The following is a 24950-nucleotide window of genomic DNA, read 5'->3' on the forward strand; positions in this document are numbered from 1 at the left end:
TTGTCTGGCCGGGTCATCCCGGCCCGCCGCATGATTCCGGGTCGGCGGCCGGGCCAGTCCGTCTGCTTCCCGGTCTGCCCCCGACGCCACGCTAGACCAGCCAGTACCGGGCGTCCTTGACTGCCGTAAGGAGCCGTTCGATGTCGTCGGGATAGACCTCGCCGATGTTGCCGATGCGAAAGGTGTCGGCTGTGGTGACCTTGCCGGGGTAGATGACGAAGCCCTGGGCCTTGAGGCGGTCATAAAACGGCTTGAAGGCGTAGTCGGGATGGGTGGGACTGTGAAAGGCGGTGATGATGGGCGACTGGATGGCCCGGGGCAGCAGGGCGGAAAAGTCCAGGGCGGCCATGCCGGCGACCAGGGTTTGCTGGTTTTGGCTGTAGCGGGCGAAGCGGGCGGCCACGCCGCCTTCGGCTTCGAGTTCGTCCATGGCCTGGGCAAAGGCGCGCACCACGTGGGTGGGCGAGGTGAAGCGCCATTTGCCGCCGCCGTGCTCCATGGCCTGCCACTGGTCGTAGAGGTCAAGGCTCAGCGACCGGGCCTGGCCGGCGCAGCCCTCGACGACGTCGCGCCGGGTCAGCACAAAGCCAAACCCAGGCACGCCCTGGATGCACTTGTTGGCGCTGGAAATGAGCGCATCGGCCCCAACCTCGGCCATGTCGATGGGGATGCCGCCGAAGCTGCTCATGGCGTCGATGAGAAAGATCTTGCCGGCGGCTTTGACCGCCTCTCCGATCTCCCTGATAGGGTTGAGCATGCCGGTGGTGGTCTCGCAGTGGACCACGGCCACATGGGTCAGCTGGGGCTGGGCGGCCAGGAGCGCCGCGACCCGGGCCGGGTCCACCGGAGACACTTCGCCGAAATCCTCTTCCACGACCGGGATGCGCAGCACCCGGGCGATTTTGGCCATGCGCGCCCCGTAGGCCCCGTTGGCCAGGACCAGCAGGCTGCCGCCATCGGGAATGAGCGAGCCGAGGCAGGATTCCACGCAAAAAGTGCCGCTGCCCTGCATCAGCGTGGCCGTGAAGCCGGGCTGGCGGCTGGCCAGGGCGGCCAGACGGGCGCGCAGGTCGGCGACATCGGCATTGTAGTCCGCATCCCAGGTGCACCAGTCGCGCAGCATGGCCGCCTTGACCGTCTTGGAGGTGGAAAGCGGCCCCGGGGTGAGCAGGATATACGGGTTGTCGGGAATGCAGGACTGGTCCACGGCATTACTCCTTTGGCGGGCAAACCAGGGCCAGGGCGTGTTCCAGGATGTCAAAAGCCCGGTCCAGGTCGGTTTCGGCAATGGTCAGCGGCGGGGTCAGGGTCAGGATGTTGCCGTGGGAGGTCTTGAGCGACAGGCCGGCCTCCAGGCAGTGGTAGAGCACGGCGTCGGCCGCGTCAGGGGCCTTTTCCCGGGTGGCGCGGTTGCGCACCAGTTCCACGGCCAGGGACAGGCCAAGGCCCCGGACGTCGCCGATCAGGGTAAAGCGGGACGCCATCCCGTTCAGGCGGGCCAGGGCTTTTGCTCCCAGCCGGGCGGCCCGGCCGGGCAGGTCGTCGCGGCGCACAATGGCCAGGGCGGCCAGCCCGGCGGCGCAGGCCGTGGGGTTTTTTTCGTGGGTGTAGTGGCCAAGGGCCAGCTCCGCCCCGACGTCCAGGGCCGGGTCGGCCATGACGGCGGCCAGGGGCATGACGCCGCCGCCAAGGCCCTTGCCGCACACCACCATGTCCGGGGCGGCCCCGAAATGCTCGCAGGCAAACATCTTGCCGGTGCGGCCCAGGCAGGTGGCGGTCTCGTCAAAAATCAACAGCGCCCCGTGCCGGTCGCAGGCCGCGCGCACGGCCGGCCAATAGCCCGGCGGCGGGATGTTGACCGTGGTGGCCCGCAGCGGTTCGGTGACGACCGCGCCGACGTCGCCTTCCTTTTCCAGCACATAGTCGAGATAGCGGGCGCAGGTCAGATCGCAGCCGGCGCAGCCGTGCGGGTTGAGGATGCAGCGGTAGGGGTCTGGCGGCGGCACGTGCTCGGTCCCGGGCAACAGCGGTCCGATGCGGCTGCGAAAAAGCGCCTCGCCCCCCACCGAACAGGCGTCCAGCGACGCCCCGTGAAAGGCGTCCCACATGGACACGGTCTTGAAGCGCCCGGTGGCCAGCCGGGCGAGCTTGAGCGCCATGCCCACAGCCAGGGTCCCGGCCGGGGCAAAGAGCGCCTTGCGGCATTTTCCCGGGGCCAGGGAGGAAAGTTCTTCAGCCAGCCGCACCGCCGGTTCGTTGGTGAACCGGCGGGGACAAAAGGCCATGGCGTCGAGCTGGGCCTTGATGGCGGCCACGACCTCGGGGTGGGCATGCCCGGTCTGGTGCAGGGAGTTGCCGTGGAAATCAAGCAGCTCCCGGCCGTCCACGGTGGTCAGGGTCGAGCCGGCGCAGCCGGAGAGCGCGTCCAGGCAGGGCGTGGACAGGGACTGGCGCAAAAACACGGCCTCGTCGCGCGCAAGCAGTTCCCTGGCGGCCGGCGATCGCCCGGCCCGGAAGGCCGCCCGGCGCGGCGAGGTATTGGCGTCGCCCTCGCCCGGGGGCGGGGCCGGCGGATTGGGGGCCATGGCTAGTGTGCCGTTCGCAAAAAAACATTTATGTTTTTTTGCGAATAAAAATAATGATTACGGTCTATTGTTGCGCCAAAAAGTATCACGGCATTTCCCGAACGTGACACTAGCGGCCGCTCCCCGGGCGTTCCCCCCGGGCCAGCCGGGCGTCGATGGCGGTCAGGATGGCCGGGCAGGCCGCCAGATCCGGGGCCAGATAGTCCGCGCCGGCGTCTCCCAGTCGGGCCTCGACAACCGCCAGACGGCGGGCTTTTTCGGCCTCGGGCAGGGCCGCCAGTTCCGCCTCGGTCAGGCCCATCTCGTTGCCCCGAAGGGTCAGGGCGATGGTCCACATGCCGGCGCTTTTCCCCTCGGCCACATCGGCCACGGTGTCGCCGATCTTGACCATGGCCCAGAAGGGAAAAACGGCCAGATCAAGGGCGGCCTTGTAGCACATGAAGGGCGAGGGACGGCCGGCGGGGACGTCCGAGGAACAGACCATGGCGTCCGGGACATAGCCTTTGGCGGCGGCCTCCCGGGTCATGACCTCCATCATGGGGCGGGTGTAGCCGGTGGTCGAGCCGACCTTGAGGCCCATGGCCCGGAAGGCGGCCACGGCGGGGAGCGCCCCGACAATGGGGTCGGCGTGGGCGGCGATGCAGTCGACCATGAGCGGTTCGGTCAGCCGGTACATGGCCTCCACGTCGCCCTCGTCGGGATCGCGGCCGTGGACGGCGCGCCAGGCCGCGGCCACCCCGGGGTCCCGGGTCATGGCCCGGACGTGGTCCTTTTTCATAAGCCCCATGGGCTTTCGGGCCTGTTCGGCCGTAACCGCGACGCCCTGGCGGGCAAATACTTCGATAAAAACCGCCACCGGGCCGATGCAGCCGTGGTCCACCACGGTGCCGGCCCAGTCGAGGATGACGGCCTTGACGGTAGAGAGCGGAGTCGATTCCATCGACGTTCCTTTTGCCGCAGCGGTTGGTCCGGCCTCGCGCCGGAAGGCGGCGGCCGGAGGGATTGCGGATGCGCCCATGCCCGGCGCACAAGACGCCCCCGGCCGCCAAACGCGCGGCGCAGGGAATGCGCCGACGCCGGCGAGACAGGCCGGGCCGGCGGGGCTTGGGGCGCAGCCGGTGCCTGGGCCATTAATGCCTAAGGATGTGTCAACCGTGTGAAGGGGGCGGTGTTTTGCTGCGGTGTTGCCGGCTGCCCGCGGATTGTTCATACTGCGTCCCGCGTGCCTGTTCTCCCAAAAACAGGCCTCTTCCTTGGGCAATGACCAGGGCGGGTCTGCTCGTGCGCTGCCCGCGCCCGGGATTGGCCGCGATACGGGTTAAAGGAGCGATTGCCATGGGTGCTGCCTGCGCCAAACGCCAACCGGGCCGGCCCCGCAGCGATGCCGTGCGCAGCGCCGTGCTGGAAGCCGCCAACAGTCTGCTTACGGAAGTAGGCTTCTCCGGGCTGACCATGGAAGGCATCGCGGCCCGGGCTGGCGTTGGCAAGGCCACGCTCTATCGCTGGTGGCCGGGCAAGGGCGCGGTGGCCATGGAAGCCTTTTTGGCCGCTGTTTCACCGAAGATCGCCTTTCCGCAGACCGATTCGGCCGTGGCCGACATCACCACCCAGATGCTGCGGCTGGCCGAGGCCTACCGAGGCACGACCGGGCGGGTCGTGTGCGAATTCATTGCCCTGGGGCAGGCTGACCCGGAAATCCTCACCGCCTTCCTTGAGGGCTATATGTACCCCCGCCGCGACGCGGCCAAGGAAGTCCTGCGCCGGGGCATGGCCACCGGGGAGATCCGGGCGGATGTGGATCCGGACCTCATGGCGGACGCCCTCTACGGTCCCATCTTCCACCGCATGTTGCTGCGCCATCGCCCCCTGGACGATGCCTTCGTGCAACAGCTCGCCGCCCTGGTTTTTGCCGGACTCACCCGGAGCTAAGCCCCGACAACGCCCATGGATCGGCCCTGCTCGGCGGCCACGCCGGCCGGGCCGTCCTTTCTCGTCTCCATCTTCCTGATTCCAAAATAGAAGTTTGTATTTTGCGGGGTTTCGATTTTCGCCCTTGACTGCCGTTTGGGCTTGATTATATACGATACGTATCGTTTCGAAATTAAACACAGGAGTCGAGATATGCCAAGCGCAGCCGCAACAACCACACGAAACGCCGTTGTTCGACAGCCGGGCGCGGGGACCGTGGGCCTTTTGGCCACAGCCGCCGGCCTTTCCGTGGCAAGCATTTATTATAACCAGCCGATGCTCGGGATTCTGGCCCAGGAATTTCAGGTCGACGCGGCCGCTATTTCCTGGATCGCGGTGCTGACGCAAGTCGGTTACGCCCTGGGCCTGGTGGCGCTGGCCCCGCTTGGCGACCGTTTTGAGCGGCGAGGCCTGATCGGCCTGACCTTTGCGGCCTTGTCGCTTTCCCTGACCATGGCGGCGTTGGCCCCAAGCCTTGGGGTGCTGCTGGTCGCCAGCCTGTTCGTGGGGATATTGGCCACCGTGGCCCAGCAGGTGGTGCCCATGGCCGCCCAGCTGGCTCCCGAGGCGCGGCGGGGGAGTGTGGTCGGCGTGGTCATGGCCGGATTGCTGGCCGGCATTCTGCTGTCGCGCACCATAAGCGGGCTGGTCGCCGCCTATGGCTCGTGGCGGGACATGTTCGGTCTTGCCGCCGTGGCGTCGCTTTTCATGAGCGCCGTTTTGGTCCTGCGCCTGCCCCGGGTGGAACCGGCGACGGCGATTTCCTATCCGCAGATCCTGCTGTCGCTTGGCCGCCTGTTTGGCCGGTATGCAACACTGCGCCGGGCCGGGCTGGTCCAGGGGCTGCTTTTTGGCGGCTTTGTGGCTTTTTGGGCCAACTTGGCCTTGTTCCTGGAAAAGCCGCCCTTTTCCCAGGGCAGCGCCGTGGCCGGACTGCTTGGCCTGGTTGGCGTGGCCGGGGTGGTCTGCGCACCCTTGGCCGGCCGATTGGCCGATCGGGGGTCCAAGGGCCGGCTGGTGGCCTGGGGGGCGGGGGGCGTCCTGGCCGGGTTTGCGGTGCTCGGGCTGTTCCCGTCCTCCTGGACTGCACTGATTCTGGGCATTCTCCTGATGGATATCGGGCTGCAATCCGCCCTGGTGGCCAATCAGGCCCGGATCTACGGCCTGGACGCCTCGGCCCGCAGCCGGATCAACACTGTCTTTATGACCACGATGTTCCTGGGCGGGGCGGTTGGGACGGCTGCCAGCGCCCAGGCCTTTGCCGTGTTCGGCTGGGCTGGCGTGTGCGTCATGGGCGGGGGCTTGGCGGCGGCGGCGCTGGCCATGGAACTGTTTGGCCGGCAGGCCAGGGCCGCGTAACGCGGCAGCCCTCCCAGGGGTATTTGTCTGGATTGTCCGGTGATCGGCCGGAGGAGACAAGGGCTTGCGCCACTCGCGCAAGCCCTTGTCTCGTTTTTTCAATGTATGTGCCCGCGCCGCTTCACACCCCCGGGGGCTGCCTGAACTGCGCCTGCCAGGCTGTGGGGGAAAGGCCGGTCCAGCGGCGAAAGGCCCGGGTGAAGGCGCTGGTTTCGGCGTACTGGAGCGCGGCTGCGATCTGGCTGACGGACATGGCCGTATTGCCCAGGAGCTGGCAGGCCAGCACCGAGCGCACCTCCTCCACCAGCCCCTGGAACGTACACCCGGCCTCGGCCAGCCGGCGGTTGAGCGTGCGCGGGTGCAGGGAAAACAGTTCCGCCGTCCGTTCCAGGGACGCGCCCCGGGTCATGAGCAACGGGGGCAGGGCGCCGCGCAGCCGGCCAACCAGATCGCGCTGTTCCAGGCGGTCCAGGGCGGCGATCCGGTCTGTAACAAGCTTTATTTGCTGCGGATCAGCTCCTGGCAGCTTGTGGTCAAGCCACTTGGCGGGAAACGCCACCCCCGGTTGTTCCTGGTCAAAGCGAAGCGGCGCTTGGAAGAAGCGGCGGTACGGTTCGACGTCGGCCGGGGAGCGACGGGCGAAGAGGACAGCGACCGGGGCAAAGCCAGGGCCGCACAGCGCCCGCAGGGTATTGTGCAAAATGGCGACGACGCCGTCGTAGATCTGGTCCGTGGCTTCCACGTCCGGCTGGTAGATCAGATATCCCATCACCGCCGTCTCCGGGCCGACGGACAGCATGGGAACCGCGCCGCGGTCATGGACATGCAAATGTAAAATGAGGCTGCGAAGCGCCGTGCCGACATCCGGAGAACAGCCAAGCAATTGCCCGACCAGTCCCATACACTCCGGGCCGGCTCGTTGCCCGACGAGCAGTCCGAAGTGGGGGCAGCGCGTTTGCGCCGTGCATGAGGCCAGCAGGCGTCCCATGGCGGTGAACGAAATGACGTTTTCGCAATCGTCGAACAGGTCCGTCTCAAGGCCGACGCTGTGAAGCACTGCTGCCGGGTCGCGGCCAAACTCCCGCAATACCAAAGGCACGCCAATCAACGGACCGAGTCTGACACAGCCTTCCACAACCGGATGTTGCTGGAGATTGTGTATCTTGTCAGCATGTTCTGGCGTGAGAAAGTGGCTCATGTGAAAATAGTCCTCAAAGTTGTCGTGATCTGTCAAGCGCCGCGTGGATATATTGGCTACACCGTAATAGAGCTAGGGAGGGTGTTGCGGTCCATCTCCACGGATGGAGGCGTGAACAGAAGGAGAATCCCGACTGTCGCAAGAGGTTTGTTTGATAACCAGTTCAAGTGAAGCAGCGTGATCCCTGCTCGGAAACGACGCGGTTCTCTGTTGTCGGTCGTCCTTTTTTGCGTTTGCTCGGCTGTCCCTTTGTCGCTTCACAAGACGTTGAGGAGTGTTTCATGCGCGGAAAAATGTGCCTACTTTCATTTTTTTTCCTGATGGCAACAGTGCTTGGCAGCCCGGCCCAGGCCCAGATCGGCCAGAACAAGACGCAGGGCGATTTTCAGTGGACCATTGCGCCCTATGCCTGGCTGACCGGCATCAACGGCACGGTCGGGGCCAAGGGGTACGACGCCAACGTCAATGTCTCGTTTGCCGATCTGTCCAAATACCTGAACATGGCGGCCATGGTCCACGCGGAAATGCTCTACCGCGAGCGTTTCGGACTTTTTTCGGATTTCAACTATTCCCTGCTCGGGGCCGACGCCTCGGGCAAGCGCGCCTCGATTGACGCCAAGATGAGCCTCGTTTTGGCCGACGTGGCCGGGTTTTACCGGGTCGGAACCGTGCCCCTGGGCAAGGCCCTGACCTCGTCCGTGGACTTCGACGTGCTGGCCGGGGCCAGGATCTGGAGTCTGGCCATGAAGCTTGACGCCGATACCAACCGGGGCGGCCGCGACGTCTATGCCCAAAAGACCTGGGCCGATCCCATCGTCGGGGCCAGGGCCATCTTTCATCTGACCGATGCCTGGCTCATGAGCCTTCGCGGCGGCCTGGGCGGGTTTTCCATCAGCTCCGCCCTGACTTGGGATGCCACGGCCCTTCTTGGCTACACCTTCTGGGAACACGGCACGCTGCTGGCCGGCTACCGGGCCGTCGGCGTCAATCACACCGAGGGCAGCGGCAAGAGCGCATTCAAGTTCGACGCCACCTTAAGCGGCCCCATCCTCGGCGTGGCCTTTACGTTCTAGGGCTGCGCCGGGGTGCACCGCGCCGCCCCCCGCCGCCTCCCGCCTGTGTCCGGCCATGCCCGGGCTGGGCCGTCAGCTGCCAACCCTCGAGCTATTTCAAGGAGAGCTTTCATGCGCCGAGCCTTTGTCCCTGCCACGGTCCTGGTCTTTTGCGGTCTGCTTCTCGGTCTTGGCTCCCCGGTCCGGGCCACCGGTCCCTACGACACCCCGTTTGCTCCGGCGGCCAGGGCCATCCTGCCGCCAAGCATGTTGGCCGGGCCGAATTTCACCGTGGACCCGTCTGTTGAGACCGACGGCTATCTCTACGTCTATAAACTGCACACCCGCTTCGGCGACCTGCGCGTGGCCTCGACCGCGCTGTTGGCCACACGCATCGCCGAGACAGCCGCCCTGGCCCAGATGGAGCAGGTGAGTTCCATGCAGGAATTCGGCGGGGGCATCGTGAAAAAAGGCGAGCAGACCGTGCAGGGAGCGGTCAACCTCATCCAGAACCCGCTTGGCACCATAAGCGGCGCAGTCACCGGCGTGGGCCGGATGTTTGAGAGCCTCGGCCAGAACATTTCCTCGGGCGGCGGCTCGGCCGGCAATCTGCTTGGCGTGCCGGCCCTGGCCCGGCAGTACGCCAAACAGTTCGGCGTCGATCCCTACACCGCCAATCCGCTGGTGCAGGCGCGCTTGACCGCCATGGCCCGGGCCGGGGCGGCCGGCAACATCACCGGCACGGCCCTGTCCGCCCTTATTCCGGGCGGCGTGGGCATCGCCGTGTCCGCCGCCGGGACTACGGCCACGCTCAACAATATCGACCTCACCGCCTCCCCGGTGACCATCGCCCAGCAAAACCAGACCCAACTTATCAACATGGGCGTCGCCCCGGATGCCGCCGCCGCCTTTGTTGAGAACCAGATTTTCACGCCCACCGGACAAACCCGCGTGACCGCCGCCCTGGCCAACATGCCCCTGGTGCAAGACAAAACCGCCTTCGTGAATTTCCTTGCCGGCACCAGCGACCCGGATGTGGCCCTTTTCCGCCAGCGCATGGCCGAAATGTATGTCGGCTACAACGCAGGCGTGTCCCCGCTTTCGGGCTTCGTCAGCGTCGGTCGGCATGTGGCGGCCTTAAACGCTGCCGGCCGGCTCGTGGTGGTCTTCCCCACGGACTGCTTTTTCTGGACCGAAACCAACGCGGTCATCGCCCAAAGCCTCAACGACTTTGCCAAGACCCTGCCCGCTGCGGGCGTCGAGCTTTGGGCCGCCAACACGGTCAGCCGCGATTTTGCCCGCCACCTGCGGGCCATGGGCTGGACCGTGCATGACAAGAGCGCCCGGCGCTTGTTGGGACAAGCCTATTAAGGGTGTTGCGGCCGGTTGTCCGCAGCGTCCACGAAACTCCCGGAGGACACGATGAAACGCCTTTTCCTCTCTCTCCTGGCCGCAGCCGTCCTGGCTGTGGGCTGGGGCGGCGCTGCCCAGGCCCAGGGCGACAGCGGCCAGCCGGGTTCGCCCAGCGCCACCGTCGCCATCCCGGGCGACCAGCTCCCGCCGCCGCCGCAGCCATTTGGCGGCGTTATCAAGGACACTGCGCCCCAGTCGAAACCCTACTGGCCGGCGCGCATCGTGCCGCCCAAGGGCGCTCCCAACGTGCTTTTGATCATGACCGACGACTCGGGCTACGGCGTGCCGAGCACCTTCGGCGGCGTCATCCCCACCCCGGCCCTGGACCGCATTGCCGGGCAGGGGCTTCGCTACACCAACTTTCACTCGACCGCCCTGTGCTCGCCGACCCGGGCGGCGCTCATTACCGGGCGCAACCACCATTCGGTGGGCTTCGGGGTCATCGCCGAGCAGGCCACCGGCTACCCCGGGTACGACAGCTTCATCACCAAGGACAAGGCCACCATCGGCCGCATTCTCAAGGACAACGGCTACCGCACCTCCTGGTTTGGCAAGGACCACAACACCCCGGCCTTCCAGGCCAGCCAGGACGGTCCGTTTGACCAGTGGCCCATCGGCATGGGCTTTGAGTATTTCTACGGCTTTGTCGGCGGCGACGCCAACCAGTGGGAGCCCAACCTCTTTCGCAACACCACCCAAATCTATCCCTTCCTGAACAAGCCCGGCTGGAACCTGACCACGGCCATGGCCGACGACGCCATCGCCTATATGAACCGCTTAAACGCCCTGTCCCCGGACCAGCCCTTTTTCCTCTACTACGTGCCCGGCGGCACCCATGCGCCGCACCACCCGACCCCGGAGTGGATCGACAAGATCAGCCGGATGCACCTCTTCGATCAGGGCTGGAACGCGCTGCGCGAACAGATTTTCGCCAATCAGAAAAAGCTCGGCGTCATCCCGGCCGACGCCAAGCTGACGCCTTGGCCCGACGATCTGCTCAAGAAGTGGGACGCGCTGACCGACGACGAGAAAAAGATGTTCATCCGCCAGGTCGACGTCTTCGCCGCCTACGTGGCCTACACCGATCACGAGATCGGCCGGGTCATCCAGGCGGTCGAGGATTTGGGCAAGCTCGACAATACGCTCATTATTTACATCAACGGCGACAACGGCACGAGTTCCGAAGGCACGCTTATCGGCACGCCCAACGAAGTGGCCATGTTTAACGGCGTCGATGTGCCGGTGGCCGACCAGCTCAAGTACTTCTACGACGCCTGGGGGTCGGACAAGACCTACAACCACATGGCCGTGCCCTGGGCCTGGGCTTTTGACACGCCGTTCCCCTGGACCAAGCAGATTGCCTCGCACCTCGGCGGCATCCGCCAGGGCATGGCCATCTCCTGGCCCGGCCACATCACGGACAAGGGCGGCGTGCGCCAGCAGTTCCACCACGTCATCGACATCGTGCCGACCATCCTTGAGGCCACGGGCGTCAAGCAGCCCAAGACCGTGGACGGCATCAGGCAAAGCCCCATCGAAGGCGTGAGCATGGCCTATACCTTCGACGCGAAAAACGCCAAAGCGCCCTCGACCCACAAGACCCAGTACTTCGAGATGATGGGCGACCGCGCCCTCTACCACGAAGGCTGGCTGGCCAGCACCAAGGTCATGCGTCCGCCCTGGGACGTGGTGGCTGCCGCCAAAGATCCCATGACCTATCCCTGGGAGCTCTACGACCTCGGCGCCGACTGGACCCAGTCCACGGACATTGCCGCCAAGCATCCCGAGAAGCTCAAGCAGCTGCAGGCGATGTTCATGCAGGAAGCCAAAAAGTATCAGGTGTTGCCGCTTGATACCTCGGTGGTGACGCGCATGATCAACCCGCGGCCGAGCATCACGGCCGGGCGCAACGTGTTCACCTGGAAGCTGCCGCTGACCGGCACGCCCAACGGCGACGCGCCGTCAATCCTCAATGCCTCATACAACTTCAAGGCCGAAGTGGAGATTCCCCAGGGCGGGGCCGAGGGCATGCTCATCACCCAGGGCGGCCGCTTTGCCGGCTACGGCTTCTATGTCCTTAAAAACAAGCCGGTGTTCCTGTGGAATCTGGTCGATCTCAAGCGCGTGCGCTGGGAAGGCCCGGAACTGACGCCGGGCAAGCATGTCCTGGAGTTCGACTTTGCCTACGACGGCCTGGGCATGGGGACGTTGGCCTTTAACAACTTCTCCGGCGTCGGGGGCGGCGGCACGGGCGTGCTCAAGGTGGACGGGCAGGCTGTCGACACCCAGAAGATGGAACACACCTTGCCGTTCACCCTGCAATGGGACGAGGCCCTGGACATCGGGTCGGACACCCTGACCGGCGTCAATGACGCGGATTACCAGACGCCGTTCGCCTTTACCGGCACAATCGACAAGATCACCCTGACCGTCGACCGGCCCAAGCTGTCGCCGGAAGACGTCAAGAAGCTGGAGCAGGCCCAACGCAGCACCAAGGTGAGTGAATAACCGCAGCCCGCGCATACCCGCGACGGCATGGAAAACAGTCGGCGGCGCGCTTGCTGCGTCGCCGACTGCGCATATTTCCGAAGCCAGGGTCCCTGTCCTGGCCTTCTCTGTTCACCTTGCAACGAGGAGGGAGACCAATGTTTCGTTTGACGATCCACCTGGGCGCGGCGCTGTTGGCGCTGCTCGCCGTTGCCGCCGCGCCGGCCGGCGCCCAGCCGGCGGCCCCGGCCACACCGGCTGCTGCGACCTACAAAATGACCACGCCCATGCCCCCGGGCGTGGCTGCGCCGGACACGATGGAGACGCGCCTGGGAACGCTCAAGTTCTTTGACGGCTTTCCCGATCCGGCCAGCGTGGACACGCTGTACGACAACCTGGACTTCCAGCGGGCCGTCCAGGCCTACTTGCTGGCCTTGCCGGCCGTCAGCCAGGCGACCAACCGCAACGCCATCCGCACCCTTGGGCCGGTCAATGCGACCGTGCCGATTTTTGAGCAGCTCATGGATTCGCGTTCGACGTTTTTAACCGCCAACGACAACACCGTGTACAGCTGGACCTGGGTCGATCTGAGCCAGGGGCCGCTCGTGGTCGAAGTGCCGCCCAAGGTGCTTGGGGCCATAAACGACATGTGGTTTCGCTGGGTGGTCGATGTCGGCATCACCGGCCCCGACCACGGCAAGGGCGGCAAGTACCTGCTCTTGCCGCCGGGCTACACGGGCGCTGTGCCGTCGGGCTACATTGTCGTGCGTCCGCCGACCGTAAGCAACTGGATTCCCTGGCGCAGCTTCCTCGTGGACGGCGATCCGAAGCCCGGCGTGGAGCTGGTCAAAAAATACACCCGGATCTATCCGCTGTCCCAGAAGGCCAATCCGCCGAAAATGCAGTTCGTGGATCTGTCGGGCAAGCCGTTTAACACGGTGGCTCCGGCCGATGACCGTTTCTGGGGACTGCTTGATCAGGTCGTGCAGGAAGAACCGAGCGCGTCGCTTGATCCGGTGACCCTTGGTCTCTTTGCCGCCATCGGCATCGAGAAAGGCAAGCCCTTTAAGCCCGACGCCAGGATGCAGAAGATCCTCGCCGACGCCGCCGCCGTTGGCGACGCCACGGCCCGGGCCGTGGCCTTCAAGATGCGCCAGAAGGCTGACTATTATTACGACAAGAGTGCCTGGCGTCTGCCGTTCCTGGGCGGCTACAAGTTCGAGAGCCAGCCCGGGGTCAGCAATCTTGACGGCGCGATCATGTATTACTTTGCGGCGACGGGCGTGACTCCGGCCATGGAGGAAAAGATGGTCGGCCGGGGGTCGCAGTACGCCTGGGCCGTTGAAGGAGCCGACGGCAAGCCGCTTGACGGCGGACGCAACTATACCCTGCACCTGCCGCCGAATATCCCGGTCAAGGATTTCTGGTCGGTCATCGTCTACAGCAACCAGACCCGTTCGATGGTCCAGACCGATCAGGCCCACCCGAGCGTCGGCAGCCAGACCAAGGGCCTTGCCGTCAACGCCGACGGTTCGGTGGACGTGTACTTTGGTCCCAAGGCTCCGGCCGGCAAGGAAAACAACTGGGTGCAGACCATACCCGGCCAGGGCTGGAATACAATTTTGCGTTTGTATGGACCGCTTGCCCCATGGTTTGATAAAACGTGGCGTCCGGGTGAAATCGAGCCGCAACAGTGACGCGACAGAGATGGCCGGCGGGAATCTCAGGGAGGCCGTGATGGGGACGAAACGATGGACTGTGGTTGGAGCGGCAGTGGCCGTGGTTGTGCTGCTGGCCGCCAGCGGCTGGGCCAAAACCGGCAAGACCGCCGCATCGACGAAACCGGCCGAGGCTGCGCCGCAAGTGACCCTGGAACCGCAGGCCTTGGAGATTTTGAAGGCGGCCGGGGCCAGGCTTGCCAGCGCCAAGACGCTGTCGTTTACGGCCACGGCCGACTACGAATACCCAAGCCGGCTTGGGCCGCCGCTCGTCTACGCCATGCGTTACGACGTCGTCATGGCGCGCCCGGACAAGCTCAAAGTGGTCATCCCCGGCGACGGGCCGGCCTCGGAGTTTTACTGCGACGGCAAGGAAATGGCGGCCTTTGTTCCGGCCGAGAATCTGGCGGCCGTGGCCGAGGCTGCGCCGACCATCGAAGCGACGCTCAAAAAGGCCTTTGACACGGCCGACATCTACTTCCCCTTTACCGACCTGCTGGTGGCCGATCCGTATACCGCCCTGACCGAGGGCATGACCCATGTCTTTTCCGTGGGCACGTCCATGGTCGTTGGCGGGACCAAAACGGACATCGTGGCCGTGGCCAACGGCGAGGTGTTCCTGCAACTCTGGATCGGGGCCGAGGACAGGCTGCCGCGTCGCATCCGGGCCGTCTATCAGGCCGATCCGCTGCGTCTGCGCCATGATCTGGAACTGGCCGACTGGAAGCTGGATATCCCGGTTGCAGCGGAGGTTTTCGTCTCGCAGCCGGCCCATGCGGCCAACCGCATCGGGTTTGCCCGTCCGGCCCTGACGCCGGCCCCGCAGCCCCGCGCCAAGCCGTCGAAGCCGTAATCGTCGGTGGCAGCGGCCAGGGTCTTACGGTCCAACAGGAATGGGGGCAAGGATATGAAAAAGAGCATCACCGGCATCGCCATCGTGCTGGCCATACTGGTTCTGGCCGGGCCGGCCTCGGCCTGGCGAAGCGCCAACCGCTGGGGCGGCGGCAGTTATCACGGCTTTGGCGGATCGGCTCATGTCAACGCCTTTGGCGGCGCGACGGTTCACACCTGGGGCGGCGACACGATGCACGCCAATGCCTGGGGGGGCAGCACCGCCCGGGCCTGGGGCGGCGAGACCATGCACGTCAACGCCTATGGCGGGCGCACGTACGGCGGCGACGGAGCCGGGGTCCTCCATACCGGCCCGGTCGGCCCTGTCGGACCTATCGGGCCGGTCGGACCGGTCGGGCCGGGCGGCTACCCGCACCCGGGCTATCCCGGCTATCCGGGCTACCCGGCCTACCATCCCCCGGTGGCCGTGCCCTATTACGCCGGGGGCTGCGTCGGCTGCGCGGCTGCGGCCGGGGCCGTCATGGGCATGGCGGCCGGCGCGGCCATGGCCGGGGCCGCTGCCTACGCCATGGGCGCGAATTATGCGTCGCTGCCGGCCGGATGCAGCATGCAAAACGTCTACGGCTCGACCTACTATCTGTGCGGCGACGCCTGGATGCGGCCGGCCTACGGGGCCAGCGGCGTCTATTACACCGTTGTCCCGGCGCCGTAAGGCCGGGCGCCGGCAAACGCTGCCGTGCTTTGGGGAGAAACGACCGTCAACGCCAATGGAGGGCCTCATGAAACGTCTGGGCATTTTCATGTTCGTCGGATTGGCGCTGTGCGCCGCGATGAGCGGTTGCGCTCCGCTCAAGCCGGCCTCGCCGTCGATGTTTTTCGGCAACTGCATCACCCCGATGGGGCCTGACCCCTGCGATTCGGACATGAGCATCTGCCAGGTCTATGAAAACGTCATCACCCGGAAATACGCCACGGCCGGGGCCTGCCGCACGGCCTGCAACCAGGCCTTTAACCAGTTGAGCTACCAGTATATGGCCCAGGACTGCGGGTATATGTTCAATCGCGGCAGCGACCTGTGCGAGCAGGAATGCCTGCGCCAGTATCCGACGGGCAAGTAGGCGCTGCCCGGAGACCGGGACAAGGGAAACGCATCGCGCGGCATGTCCGGCTGGCAGGCCGGGCGTGCCGCACGATGCACGGGACGGGCGTTTCGAAAGGGCCGCCCGTTTTTTGCCGGGCCGGCGCAGCCCTATCCGATTTCGTCCGGCGGGCAGGCCGCGCCCCCGCCGATCTCCAGGCTGACCACGGATTGCAGCTCGCGCACATTGCCGTGAAACGCCCGGCGCGAGAGCCGGTTGGCCAGGACTTCCAGACTTTGCAGCGAAGTCTCCCGCGAGGCGGCCAGCCGGGAGAAATGGGCCACCAGGGCCGGGATGTCCTGCTTGCGTTCCCGAAGCGGCGGCACGTGGATACGTAAAAACCGGTCCAGAAATTCCGGCAGCATGGCCTGGGGCGGGCGCAAGGCCCGTAGCGGCAGGTTGGTGGCGGCGATCCACTGGACCGGTCCGCCCGTGATTTCGCCCGAGGCCTGCCCGTCCCAGTAACGCAACAGCCGCCGTTGGATGGACACGGGCAGATCCCCCATCTCTTCAATGACCAGCGTCCCCCCGCCGGCTTCCTCCACCATGGCCGGGCCGCCCGGCTGGCCATCTGTTGTACCGAAAATCCATTTGTCGAGGACGTCGGCCTCCAGGCCCGCGGTCATGCGCGAGAAAAACGGGGCGTAGGGATTGCGGCTGGCGTGGATGAAGCGGCACAGCAGGCTCTTGCCCACCCCGGTCTCGCCGGTCAACAGCACCGGGGCTGGATGCTCGGCCACGGACCGGCACAGGGCCACGATGGCGTGCATGGTCTCATGGCAGACCACCAGGGCCAGATTGTCGTCGAGCGGGATGACCTCCCGCTGGGTGAACCAGCCGGGCAGTTCGGCCAGCAGGTTCGGTTCCGGGCCATCGTCTTGGGGCAGGGGATGGTCGTTCATGGCTGGACACTAACAAGATGCGTGCCAGCCGCTGGACCGGGCGGCTCGGCGGCGAAGGCGACGACAAGAGTCGGAAATTGCTCCGGAAATGTGAACGGGCAACGAGTCCGGCCAGGGCTGCGGGTCGGGATAGGGCGACCGGGGCGTTTCATTTTGGAACAGGACGGTCAGTCGAGCTGGAACTGCTTGAGCTTTCGCCACAGCGTGGTGCGCGGAATCTCCAGAATCTGGGCGGCCAGGCCTTTGTTGTGCCCGGTGCGGGCCAGGACCCGGGCGATGTGGCGGCGCTCGACGGCCTCCAGGCTCTCCAGGCGTTCGCCCTCGACCGACGCGAAATCCATCTGCTGCAGATCGCGCGGCAGATCGGCCACCTCCAGGGTTTGGGAGTCGCACAGGGCCACGGCCCGCTCCACGATGTTTTCAAGCTCCCGCACGTTGCCCGGAAAGCCGTAGCTCATGAGGATTTGCAGGGCTTGGGGGCTGACCTCGCCCACCACTTTGTGAAAGAGCAGGCTGTACTTGTCCATGAAATGGCGCGCCAGAAGCGGGATGTCCTCCTTGCGTTCGGTCAGGCGCGGCAGCCGGATATTGACGACGTTCAAGCGGTAATACAGGTCTTCCCGGAAAAGGCCCTTGGCCATTTCCTGCTTGAGGTCGCGGTTGGTGGCGGCAATGACCCGGATGTCCAGATCAATGGGTCGAACGCCCCCCACCCGCAGGATCTGGCGCTCCTGGATGACGTGGAGCAGCTTGACCTGCATGGAGAGCGGCATCTCGCCGATTTCGTCCAAAAAGACCGTGCCCCCGCCGGCGGATTCGAGCAGGCCCACCCGGGTGGCGGCGGCTCCGGTGAAGGCCCCTTTCTCATAGCCAAAAAGTTCGCTGGAGATGAGTTCCTCGGTAAAACCCCCGCAGTTAAACGAGACAAAGGCCTGGTCCTTGCGGGTCGACAGGCGGTGGATGGCCCGGGCCACTAGGGCCTTGCCGGTGCCGCTGGCCCCTTCGATCAGCACATTGCAGCCAACCGGGGCGATCTTGCGGATCAGCTCAAAGACCTCGCGCATGGACTGGCTGGCCCCGATCATGGATTCCAGCCCGGTCTCTTCCCGGAGCGCCTGCCGCAGCCGCCGGTTCTCCCGGCCCATGGCCACCTTGTCGCAGGCCCCTTGCACCAGACTGCGGATTTCCGCCAGTTTGGCCGGCTTGGTCACGAAATGGTAGGCCCCGAGCTTGATGGCCTCGATGGCTGTTTCCAGGCTCCCAAAGCCGGTGACCAGGATGACCTCGGTGTCCGCGCCGTGTTTTTTAAGACGCTTGAGCGCCTCCAGGCCGCTTATGCCCGGCAGGCGCATATCGAGAAGGGCCACGTCAAAAGGGGCCTGCCCCGACTGCTCCAGAAAGGATTCGGCGTCCGGGAACAGGGCCACGTCGCAGCCGTCGCGGGTAAAGGCCTTGCCCAGGCGTTTGCGGGCCATGGCCTCGTCGTCGACAACGGCCAACCTAGCCGACATGGCCGGCCTCCTTGGGCGCCACCGGGTTGGCCGGGGCCTTGGGCAGGCAGACGACAAAGGCGGTTCCCTGGCCCGGGGCGCTTTCCACCTCGATGCGCCCGCCGTGGCGCTTGATGATGGAATAGGTCACGGCCAGCCCCAGGCCCGTGCCCTTGCCCACCTCCTTGGTGGTGAAAAACGGCTCGAAAATATGCGGCAGGTGTTCGGGATCAATGCCTTTGCCGGTGTCGCGCACCGACAGGCACACCGCGTCGCCGGCATCCAGGCCGGTCACCTCGATGCTGCCCCCGGCCGGGGTGGCGTGGGCGGCGTTTTGCATGAGGTTTAAAAACACCTGCTGCAGATGGCGCAGGTTCCCGGACACCTGGGCCAGATCATGGGGCACGGCCACGTGGATGGTCAGCCCGGAAATGAGCAGTTCGTTTTTGAGCAGGGCCACCGAGCTTTTGATGATCACATCCGGGGCCAGCCGGCTGAACTGGGCCTTTTCCGTGCGGGAGAAATCCAGCAGGTTGCGCACGATCTCCCCGGCCCGGTCGGCCTGGGCCAGGATGTCGCCGGCGATTTCCCGGGCATCCTCGTCCAGGGCGTCGCCGTGGACTTCCAGCAGGCTTTCGGCTGACAGGGCGATGTTGTTGATGGGGTTGTTGATCTCGTGGGCGATGCCGGCGGTGAGCGTCCCCAGGGCAGCAATCTTGCGGGCTTGCAGCAGGTCTTCCTGATTGGCGGTCAGCTCCAGGGCCATGCGGTTAAGGGCATCGAGCAGCCCGGCCACCTCCTCGATATGGTGCCCTCCGGTCTCGACCGGGCTGAAATCGCCCTTGGCCACCCGGGCCGTGATATTGCCGATCATGCTCAGGGGCTTAAGCAGGCTTTTGGCGATGACGTTTATTAAAATGGCCATGAAGACCAGGAAGATGCCCAGGTAGGCAAAGGGCAGAAGCGACACCTCGAAGATGGTCTTGTGGATGCGTTCGCGCTTGGTGGCAATAAGCTCCTCGGCTACGTCCACCAGCTGTTTGCCCGTGCTTCGGGCCAGATCCTTGCCCGAGGCGTGGGCGGCGTCGAGAGAGGAAAATTCCCGCCTGTACTGGGAAAGCGCCTGGCGAAAATCGTCCAGGGCCTTTGGTCCGGCGACGTGGCCGATGTCCGCTTCGAGATCGGCCAGGGCCGCATCGGCCAGATCCAGATAGAGCAGCCCGTCACGCCGGTTTTCCGCCCCGCCGTAGATCAGCAGGTTTTTTTCAAAGCGTCTGGCTTCCAGGATGTCGTTGAACAGATCGTCGTAGCGCTCCGAGAGGTGCAGGCGCTCGCGCACGGCGGAAAGCGTCCAGACATTGAGCAGCGTAAGCCCGCAAGCCGCCAGAAAGGCCACCAGGAACAGCGTAAATATCTTTCCTTTAATGGAATTGAAAAAGATCCTGAACCGATTGGCGGCGCACATGACGAAGCCCTCCTTGGTCGCAACGCCTTCATGCTAGAGCATGTTCCATTTTGGTACAAGCGCTTTCCCGGCCGCTGGTTTCAAATTGAAACAGGGCGTTCCGGCTTCTTTCGGCTGATCTGAAAAAATGGCAAAATTCCAGATGGTTGGTTGTTGATTCGATTCTGGCCCCTGGCTTGCTTTAGGGCGGGCGGCGGAACGCAAATCTATGGAACGAATCCTCGTCGGCATCGACGCACGCAATCCCTTCTGGGAAGCCCTGGACCGGGCCATGTGCCTGGGACCGCGCATTCAGGCCAGGGTGAGCGTTTTGGTGGTGTTTCCCCCAGGCGAGGGGAGCGGGGGAGAGGCTGCCGGGTCCATCCTGCGGCGGGTCGAATCCGAGATTGCCGCCGCCACGGCGACTGGGGCCAACGTTGAGCTGTTTGTGACCGAGGGGCGCTTTGGGCCGGAGCTTATCGGCGCGGCGCGGCAGCTGAAAACGACCTTGCTGGTGGCGACAGCCACGGGCTGGGATGAACAGGGCGGGGAACGGGAAACCGAAGACCTGGGCAGAATCCTTGCCGGAGTGGATTGCCGGGTGGAACTGGTTTCGCCAAAGCGGGGTCTCGCACCCAAAAAGGACGGGCTATGACCATACCCATGGAACTCTATCTGCCTATCGCAGGCAACAGCGTGAACATTGCGGCCGTATTCGGCCTGGGCGGGGCGGTGGGCCTGCTCTCGGGCATCTTTGGCGTCGGCGGCGGGTTCCTGATGACCCCGCTCCTCATCATGATGGGCATTCCCGCCACCGTGGCCGCGGCCTCGGACTCCAACCAGATCGTCGGCGCGTCCACGTCGGGCACGCTGGCCCACCTGCGCCTGGGCAACGTCGACGTCAAGATGGGCCTGCTGCTGCTCATTGGCGGCGTGCTCGGCGGCACGGTCGGCGTCGGCATCATCAAGGTGCTGCGCCAGATGGGCAACGCCGACTTCCTGATCAACATCACCTACGTCCTGATGCTCGGTCTGGTTGGCGGCTACATGTTCGTGGAGAGCCTGCAATCCATGCGCAAGGCCAAGGCCCCGGCCAAGGCCGAACCGGAAAAGCACGTCAAGTCCAGCGCCTTTGGCCGACTGGTCGGCAGCCTGCCCTGGCAGATGGACTTTGTGCGCTCGGGCGTGCGCATGTCGCCGCTGCTGCCGCTGTTTCTCGGCGTCCTGGTTGGCGTCTTGTCGGCCATCATGGGCGTTGGCGGCGGCTTCATCATGGTCCCGGTCATGGTCTACCTGCTGCGCATGCCCATGCACGTGGTGGTGGGAACTAGCCTGTTCCAGATTCTTTTCACCTGCATAAACGTCACGGTGATGCAGTCTGCGACCAACCACACCGTGGACTTTGTCCTGGCGCTCATTTTGCTTATCGGCTCGTCCCTTGGGGCCCAGCTCGGGGCCAAGGTCGGCAAGAAACTGCACGGCGACCAGCTCAAGATCCTTCTGGCCACCCTGGTCCTCGTGGTGATGTTCAAGATCCTCTACGAACTGATTGCCCGGCCGGATGTTCTGCTGGCCTATGTCGGAGGTCATTAGCCATGAAACGCTTGCTGTTTGCCCTCACCCTCGTTGTGGCCCTGCCGGTCCTGGCTGCGGCCGCGGGCCTGGATTTCACGGTCGCGCCGGCAACCATCGACATCCATGCCCTCTATAACGGCACAACCCTGCAGATCGACGGGCAGGTCCCGGCCGGCAGCCAGGTGGTGCTGCGGTTCATTGGCGCGCCCGAGAGCGTGGCCCTCAAGCAGAAGGGCAAGGTGTTTGGCCTGTTGTGGATGAACATGAACACCCTGCACTTTGACAATGTCCCCAAGGTCTGCCTGATCGAATCCTCGACGCCGCTGACAGATATGGGCACTGCCGGGACCGAGCTTGGACTGGAAAGTCTGGCCAAGGGCTTTGGCATCGAACCGGCCACGGCCGACCGCGCCATGCTCCTGCCGGAATTCCTGCTTCTGAAAAGCCAGGAAGGCCTTTATCGCCAGGAGGCCGGCGCGGTGGCCATGGGCGAAATCCGGGACGGCAACCAGTCCTTCCGGGCCACCATGCGCATCCCCTCGCGCCTCTCGCCCGGCAGCTACGCCATCGAAGCCTATGCCGTGAAAGACGGGGCCATTAAGGCCCGCGACGTCCAGGCCGTCGAGGCGGCGCTGAGCGGCGCGCCCGCCTTCCTGGCCAACCTCGCCTTCAACCATGGGGCATGGTACGGTATCCTGGCCTCGATCATCGCCATCCTGGGCGGCCTTGGCATCGGTCTGGTCTTCCAGAGCAAGGGAGCGCACTAGGTCCTATGAGACTTTCCGGCATCATAGACAGGCTTACGTGGTGGCACAGAAAGCCGCCCGTGCCCTTCTCGGTGCTTTTTAAGAAATTCAAAAGCATCCTGGAGCGCAACAACGCCATCCTGGAGCTTATCGCCGACATGGGCGATAAGCTCGGGGGCGACTACGTCTATGACCGGCAGTACATCTTCGATTCCTGCGAAAAGCTCGGCGATCAGGTTTTCAAGCTCGTTTCGGATCTAAGCCTCCTGTGTCAGCGCAAGAACGTGGCCCTTTTCAACACCTTCGAGCGCATCCAGCAGCAGATCCAGGCCGAGCTGGCCGGTCGTCGGGCCCTTTCGCGCCCCGACCACATTTTGCCCCTGGCCGAACTGACCCACGATCTGGCCGACGAGGGCGGCAACAAGATGGCCAACGTGGGCGACATCCGAAACATCCTCGGCTTCACCGTCCCCGAGGGCTTCGTCATTACGGCCGGAGCCTATTTCGAGGTCATGGAACGGGCCGGCCTGCGCCAGCAGGCGGCCGAGACCACCCGCCGCCTGTGCGACAGCCAGGGGGCGGAATTGGCTGCGGAGGCCGAACGCCTGGGCCGGACCATCCGGGAAATGCCGCTGCCCAAGGGCCTGGCCAGGGCCATCGAGCAGGCGGCCAAGCGGCTGTCCGAGGGCGGACGCTACTTGCTTGCCGTGCGCTCCAGCGCCTGGGGCGAGGATGGCGAATCAAGCTTCGCCGGCATGTACGAAAGCGTGCTCGGCGTTGCCCCGGGCGACATCCTGGCGGCCTACCGCCGGGTGCTGGCCAGTCTTTTTTGCGAAGAGGCTCTGCGCTACCGGCTGCACCGCGAGCAATGCGGCGAGGAGCCGGCCATGGCCGTCGGGGTGATGCGCATGGTGGAGGCCACGGTCAGCGGGGGGCTTTACACCTACGCGCCGCTGGAAGAGCAGGACCAGGCCATGGTGGTCAGCGCCGCCTGGGGCCTGGGCAAGCCCATTGTGGACGGCACGGCTGAAACCGACACCTATCTGGTCGGGCGCGAACCGCCGCATACCCTGATTTCTTCCGACATCGCCGCCAAAACGACCATGCTGTGCCTGGACCCGGCCGGGGGCACGTCCACCTGCGACGTTCCGCCGCCGGAGCGCGACGCGCCCTGCTTAAGCGCCGGCCAGCTCGACCGGCTGGCCCGGACGGCCATGGCCCTGGAGCGGTTTTTCAAACGTCCCCTGGACGTGGAATGGGCTCTGACGGACGCCGACGAGTTGGTGATCCTGCAGGCCCGTCCCCTGTCCATTCGTCCCCGATACTGCGCTTTGTCGGCCGACGCCGCCGATGCGGCCGGGGATGCGCCCGTACTGCTCTCGGGCCGGGGCATCACGGCCATGGGCGGCGTGTCCTCCGGTCCGGTCCATCTGGTGACCGAGGGCCAGGACCTCTCGGACTTTCCCTACGGGGCCATCCTGGTGGCCCGGCATTCCTCGCCCCGCTACGCCAAGGTGATGCCCAAGTGCCGGGGCATCATCACCGACGTCGGCTCGGCCACCGGCCATATGGCCACCATCGCCCGCGAGCTGCGCGTGCCCACCCTGGTCGGGGCCGGCAGCGCCACCCGCACGCTGCGCCAGGGCCAGGAGATCACCCTTGATGCCGACCACATCATTGTCTACGAGGGCTTTGTGGAAGCGCTTTGCCGCAACGAGCTGGTGCGCGAGGACGTCTTCGAGGAATCCTGGGAATACCGGACCCTCAAACGGGTGCTTAGGCACATAAGCCCCCTGACCCTGCTCGATCCCAAGGCCGATTCCTTCCGGCCGGAAGGCTGCAAGACCTTCCACGACATCGCCCGCTACGTCCACCAGCGGGCCGTGGACAAGCTTATTTCCCTGTCGGAAACCCACCAGGAGCTGACCAAGGGCGCACGCAAGCTCGCCACCCAGCTGCCCCTGGGCCTGACCGTCATCGACGTGGAAGGCGGCCTGGACCCGGCCGCCGGCAACGACGCCACCGAGGACGACATCCGCTGCCGGCCGCTTCGGGCCATCCTGGACGGCATGAACGCGACCGGCATGTGGGAGACCGCCCCGGTGGCCGTGGATATGAGCAGCTTCATGTCGAGCGTCACCCGCACCCTGTCGGCCGACATGGCCCATCCCGCGGCCATGGGGCGCAATCTGGCCGTTATCTCCAAGGAATACTTGAACCTCCACCTGCGCCTGGGCTACCACTTCACCGTAGTGGATGCCTTCCTGGGTGGTTCGGTCAACGACAATGTCATTTTTTTCCGGTTCATGGGCGGGGTAACGGATTTCACCCGCCGGTCCCGCCGGGCGACGCTGGTGGCTGCGGTGCTCGAACATTTCGATTTTGTGGCGGAGATCAAGGGGGATATGGTCATGGGGCGGGTCAAAAAACACCCCACCCGGGCCATGCTGGACAAGATGTTCATGCTCGGCGGGCTGATCGGCTACACCCGCCAGCTGGACGCCAAGCTCGACTCCGACGAAGCCGGGCAACGCCACCTTGAGCTTTTTTTGAACCGTATTGCCGCCGTGAGGGAGACGTGAGCGTGACCCCCGACACCCCCGAGACCCCGGCTTCCGGCCCGGACGCGCCGGCCCAGCGACCCAGAACCAGCATCCTGGTCCTTGACGACGAACCCATTGTCTGCAAGCGCCTCAAACCGTTTTTCCAGAAGGCGGGCTACGAGGTGGAAGCCTTCAACCTGCCGGCCGAGGCCCTGTCCCGGGTCGAGGAACGCCGCTTCGACGTGGTCATCACCGACCTCAAGATGCAGGGCCTGGACGGTCTGGCCTTTCTCGGCAAGGTCAAGGCCCTGTACCCGGATACCGACGTCATCGTCATCACCGGGTTCGCCACCATGGAAACCGCCCGGGAATCCTTCCGCAAGGGCGTGTTCGACTTCGTGGCCAAGCCGTTTAAGCTGGCCAAGATCCTCGACGGCGTGCGCCGCATCGAAAAGGAGCGGGGGCTCGTCCCCTAGGCG

General features: G+C 65.1%; 21 protein-coding genes. 14 read left to right on the forward strand and 7 right to left on the reverse strand.

Features of this window, described 5'->3' with window-relative positions:
• Positions 1–91 precede the first annotated feature (91 nt).
• The 3 genes from phnW to phnX form a co-directional block, all read right to left on the reverse strand.
• A complete protein-coding gene (phnW, locus tag NY78_RS10585; RefSeq protein WP_156180923.1) occupies positions 92–1207 on the reverse strand; it encodes a 2-aminoethylphosphonate--pyruvate transaminase in 1116 nt (371 codons plus the stop codon).
• 4 nt (positions 1208–1211) lie between these two features.
• A complete protein-coding gene (gene pbfA, locus NY78_RS10590; protein WP_043635379.1) occupies positions 1212–2585 on the reverse strand; it encodes a (R)-1-hydroxy-2-aminoethylphosphonate ammonia-lyase in 1374 nt (457 codons plus the stop codon).
• Positions 2586–2694: 109 nt separating this feature from the next.
• Positions 2695–3525 carry a phosphonoacetaldehyde hydrolase gene (gene phnX, locus NY78_RS10595; protein WP_043635382.1) on the reverse strand — a complete coding sequence of 277 codons (831 nt, stop codon included), beginning with the start codon at positions 3523–3525 and terminating at the stop codon, positions 2695–2697.
• 395 nt (positions 3526–3920) lie between these two features.
• Here phnX and NY78_RS10600 point away from each other — a divergent pair, with 395 nt between their 5' ends.
• Complete coding sequence (locus tag NY78_RS10600) at positions 3921–4514, forward strand: TetR/AcrR family transcriptional regulator (protein ID WP_043635385.1); 594 nt, start codon at positions 3921–3923, stop codon at positions 4512–4514.
• A gap of 192 nt (positions 4515–4706) precedes the next feature.
• On the forward strand, positions 4707–5912 hold the full coding sequence (locus NY78_RS10605) for an MFS transporter (protein WP_043635388.1): 1206 nt from the start codon (positions 4707–4709) through the stop codon (positions 5910–5912).
• Between the two features lie 121 nt (positions 5913–6033).
• On the opposite strand, the gene NY78_RS10610 is transcribed toward NY78_RS10605, so the two are convergent.
• Complete coding sequence (locus tag NY78_RS10610; protein WP_082139967.1) at positions 6034–7110, reverse strand: AraC family transcriptional regulator; 1077 nt, start codon at positions 7108–7110, stop codon at positions 6034–6036.
• Positions 7111–7391: 281 nt separating this feature from the next.
• Here NY78_RS10610 and NY78_RS10615 point away from each other — a divergent pair, with 281 nt between their 5' ends.
• From NY78_RS10615 to NY78_RS25480, 7 genes are all read left to right on the forward strand, one after another.
• Positions 7392–8183 (forward strand): hypothetical protein, encoded by a 792-nt coding sequence (locus NY78_RS10615; protein WP_043635391.1) that lies wholly within the window; start codon positions 7392–7394, stop codon positions 8181–8183.
• Between the two features lie 111 nt (positions 8184–8294).
• Positions 8295–9533 carry a hypothetical protein gene (locus NY78_RS10620; protein ID WP_053062190.1) on the forward strand — a complete coding sequence of 413 codons (1239 nt, stop codon included), beginning with the start codon at positions 8295–8297 and terminating at the stop codon, positions 9531–9533.
• A 51-nt stretch (positions 9534–9584) separates the two neighbouring features.
• The gene (locus tag NY78_RS10625; protein ID WP_043635393.1) at positions 9585–12083 is read left to right on the forward strand and encodes an arylsulfatase; all 2499 of its coding nucleotides are present in this window, start codon (positions 9585–9587) and stop codon (positions 12081–12083) included.
• A 137-nt stretch (positions 12084–12220) separates the two neighbouring features.
• Positions 12221–13759, forward strand: a complete 1539-nt coding sequence (locus NY78_RS10630; RefSeq protein WP_043635396.1) for a DUF1254 domain-containing protein — start codon at positions 12221–12223, stop codon at positions 13757–13759.
• A gap of 40 nt (positions 13760–13799) precedes the next feature.
• Positions 13800–14633, forward strand: a complete 834-nt coding sequence (locus NY78_RS10635) for a DUF2092 domain-containing protein (RefSeq protein WP_043635399.1) — start codon at positions 13800–13802, stop codon at positions 14631–14633.
• Positions 14634–14687: 54 nt separating this feature from the next.
• Complete coding sequence (locus NY78_RS10640) at positions 14688–15344, forward strand: hypothetical protein (protein WP_043635401.1); 657 nt, start codon at positions 14688–14690, stop codon at positions 15342–15344.
• A gap of 67 nt (positions 15345–15411) precedes the next feature.
• Positions 15412–15750, forward strand: coding sequence for a hypothetical protein (locus tag NY78_RS25480; RefSeq protein WP_047960132.1), 339 nt, complete (start codon positions 15412–15414; stop codon positions 15748–15750).
• A 131-nt stretch (positions 15751–15881) separates the two neighbouring features.
• Here the strand turns inward: NY78_RS25480 and NY78_RS10650 are convergent, their stop codons facing one another.
• From NY78_RS10650 to NY78_RS10660, 3 genes are all read right to left on the reverse strand, one after another.
• The gene (locus NY78_RS10650; RefSeq protein ID WP_043635404.1) at positions 15882–16673 is read right to left on the reverse strand and encodes a sigma 54-interacting transcriptional regulator; all 792 of its coding nucleotides are present in this window, start codon (positions 16671–16673) and stop codon (positions 15882–15884) included.
• A gap of 167 nt (positions 16674–16840) precedes the next feature.
• Positions 16841–18184 carry a sigma-54-dependent transcriptional regulator gene (locus NY78_RS10655; protein WP_043635407.1) on the reverse strand — a complete coding sequence of 448 codons (1344 nt, stop codon included), beginning with the start codon at positions 18182–18184 and terminating at the stop codon, positions 16841–16843.
• A complete protein-coding gene (locus NY78_RS10660; RefSeq protein WP_043635410.1) occupies positions 18174–19628 on the reverse strand; it encodes a sensor histidine kinase in 1455 nt (484 codons plus the stop codon). The genes NY78_RS10655 and NY78_RS10660 overlap by 11 nt, the downstream gene beginning before the upstream one ends.
• 208 nt (positions 19629–19836) lie before the next feature.
• Here NY78_RS10660 and NY78_RS10665 point away from each other — a divergent pair, with 208 nt between their 5' ends.
• Genes NY78_RS10665 through NY78_RS10685 form a run of 5 tightly spaced genes read left to right on the forward strand, consistent with a single transcriptional unit; the run spans position 19837 to position 24947 of the window.
• A complete protein-coding gene (locus NY78_RS10665) occupies positions 19837–20262 on the forward strand; it encodes a universal stress protein (RefSeq protein WP_043635413.1) in 426 nt (141 codons plus the stop codon).
• The gene (locus NY78_RS10670) at positions 20259–21200 is read left to right on the forward strand and encodes a sulfite exporter TauE/SafE family protein (protein WP_043635416.1); all 942 of its coding nucleotides are present in this window, start codon (positions 20259–20261) and stop codon (positions 21198–21200) included. The genes NY78_RS10665 and NY78_RS10670 overlap by 4 nt, the downstream gene beginning before the upstream one ends.
• Positions 21201–21202: 2 nt before the next feature.
• Positions 21203–21949 (forward strand): TIGR02186 family protein, encoded by a 747-nt coding sequence (locus NY78_RS10675; protein WP_043635419.1) that lies wholly within the window; start codon positions 21203–21205, stop codon positions 21947–21949.
• A 59-nt stretch (positions 21950–22008) separates the two neighbouring features.
• A complete protein-coding gene (locus NY78_RS10680) occupies positions 22009–24510 on the forward strand; it encodes a PEP/pyruvate-binding domain-containing protein (RefSeq protein WP_231583911.1) in 2502 nt (833 codons plus the stop codon).
• Positions 24511–24512: 2 nt separating this feature from the next.
• Positions 24513–24947, forward strand: coding sequence for a response regulator (locus tag NY78_RS10685; protein ID WP_047960133.1), 435 nt, complete (start codon positions 24513–24515; stop codon positions 24945–24947).
• The last annotated feature ends 3 nt before the right edge of the window (positions 24948–24950 follow it).

Source organism: Desulfovibrio sp. TomC (assembly GCF_000801335.2).
In the GTDB taxonomy this organism is placed as follows: Bacteria; Desulfobacterota; Desulfovibrionia; order Desulfovibrionales; family Desulfovibrionaceae; genus Solidesulfovibrio.

Excerpts from the sequence above, each read along its gene's own strand:
- NY78_RS10620 (WP_053062190.1), top strand. The coding sequence starts at position 8,295 with ATGCGCCGAGCCTTTGTCCCTGCCACGGTCCTGGTCTTTTGCGGTCTG.
- NY78_RS25480 (WP_047960132.1), top strand. The coding sequence starts at position 15,412 with ATGAAACGTCTGGGCATTTTCATGTTCGTCGGATTGGCGCTGTGCGCC.
- NY78_RS10675 (WP_043635419.1), top strand. The coding sequence starts at position 21,203 with ATGAAACGCTTGCTGTTTGCCCTCACCCTCGTTGTGGCCCTGCCGGTC.
- NY78_RS10635 (WP_043635399.1), top strand. The coding sequence starts at position 13,800 with ATGGGGACGAAACGATGGACTGTGGTTGGAGCGGCAGTGGCCGTGGTT.
- NY78_RS10640 (WP_043635401.1), top strand. The coding sequence starts at position 14,688 with ATGAAAAAGAGCATCACCGGCATCGCCATCGTGCTGGCCATACTGGTT.
- NY78_RS10605 (WP_043635388.1), top strand. The coding sequence starts at position 4,707 with ATGCCAAGCGCAGCCGCAACAACCACACGAAACGCCGTTGTTCGACAG.
- pbfA (WP_043635379.1), bottom strand. The coding sequence starts at position 2,585 with ATGGCCCCCAATCCGCCGGCCCCGCCCCCGGGCGAGGGCGACGCCAAT.
- phnX (WP_043635382.1), bottom strand. The coding sequence starts at position 3,525 with ATGGAATCGACTCCGCTCTCTACCGTCAAGGCCGTCATCCTCGACTGG.
- NY78_RS10650 (WP_043635404.1), bottom strand. The coding sequence starts at position 16,673 with ATGAACGACCATCCCCTGCCCCAAGACGATGGCCCGGAACCGAACCTG.
- NY78_RS10665 (WP_043635413.1), top strand. The coding sequence starts at position 19,837 with ATGGAACGAATCCTCGTCGGCATCGACGCACGCAATCCCTTCTGGGAA.
- NY78_RS10660 (WP_043635410.1), bottom strand. The coding sequence starts at position 19,628 with ATGTGCGCCGCCAATCGGTTCAGGATCTTTTTCAATTCCATTAAAGGA.
- NY78_RS10610 (WP_082139967.1), bottom strand. The coding sequence starts at position 7,110 with ATGAGCCACTTTCTCACGCCAGAACATGCTGACAAGATACACAATCTC.
- NY78_RS10625 (WP_043635393.1), top strand. The coding sequence starts at position 9,585 with ATGAAACGCCTTTTCCTCTCTCTCCTGGCCGCAGCCGTCCTGGCTGTG.
- NY78_RS10600 (WP_043635385.1), top strand. The coding sequence starts at position 3,921 with ATGGGTGCTGCCTGCGCCAAACGCCAACCGGGCCGGCCCCGCAGCGAT.
- NY78_RS10630 (WP_043635396.1), top strand. The coding sequence starts at position 12,221 with ATGTTTCGTTTGACGATCCACCTGGGCGCGGCGCTGTTGGCGCTGCTC.
- NY78_RS10655 (WP_043635407.1), bottom strand. The coding sequence starts at position 18,184 with ATGTCGGCTAGGTTGGCCGTTGTCGACGACGAGGCCATGGCCCGCAAA.
- NY78_RS10670 (WP_043635416.1), top strand. The coding sequence starts at position 20,259 with ATGACCATACCCATGGAACTCTATCTGCCTATCGCAGGCAACAGCGTG.
- NY78_RS10615 (WP_043635391.1), top strand. The coding sequence starts at position 7,392 with ATGCGCGGAAAAATGTGCCTACTTTCATTTTTTTTCCTGATGGCAACA.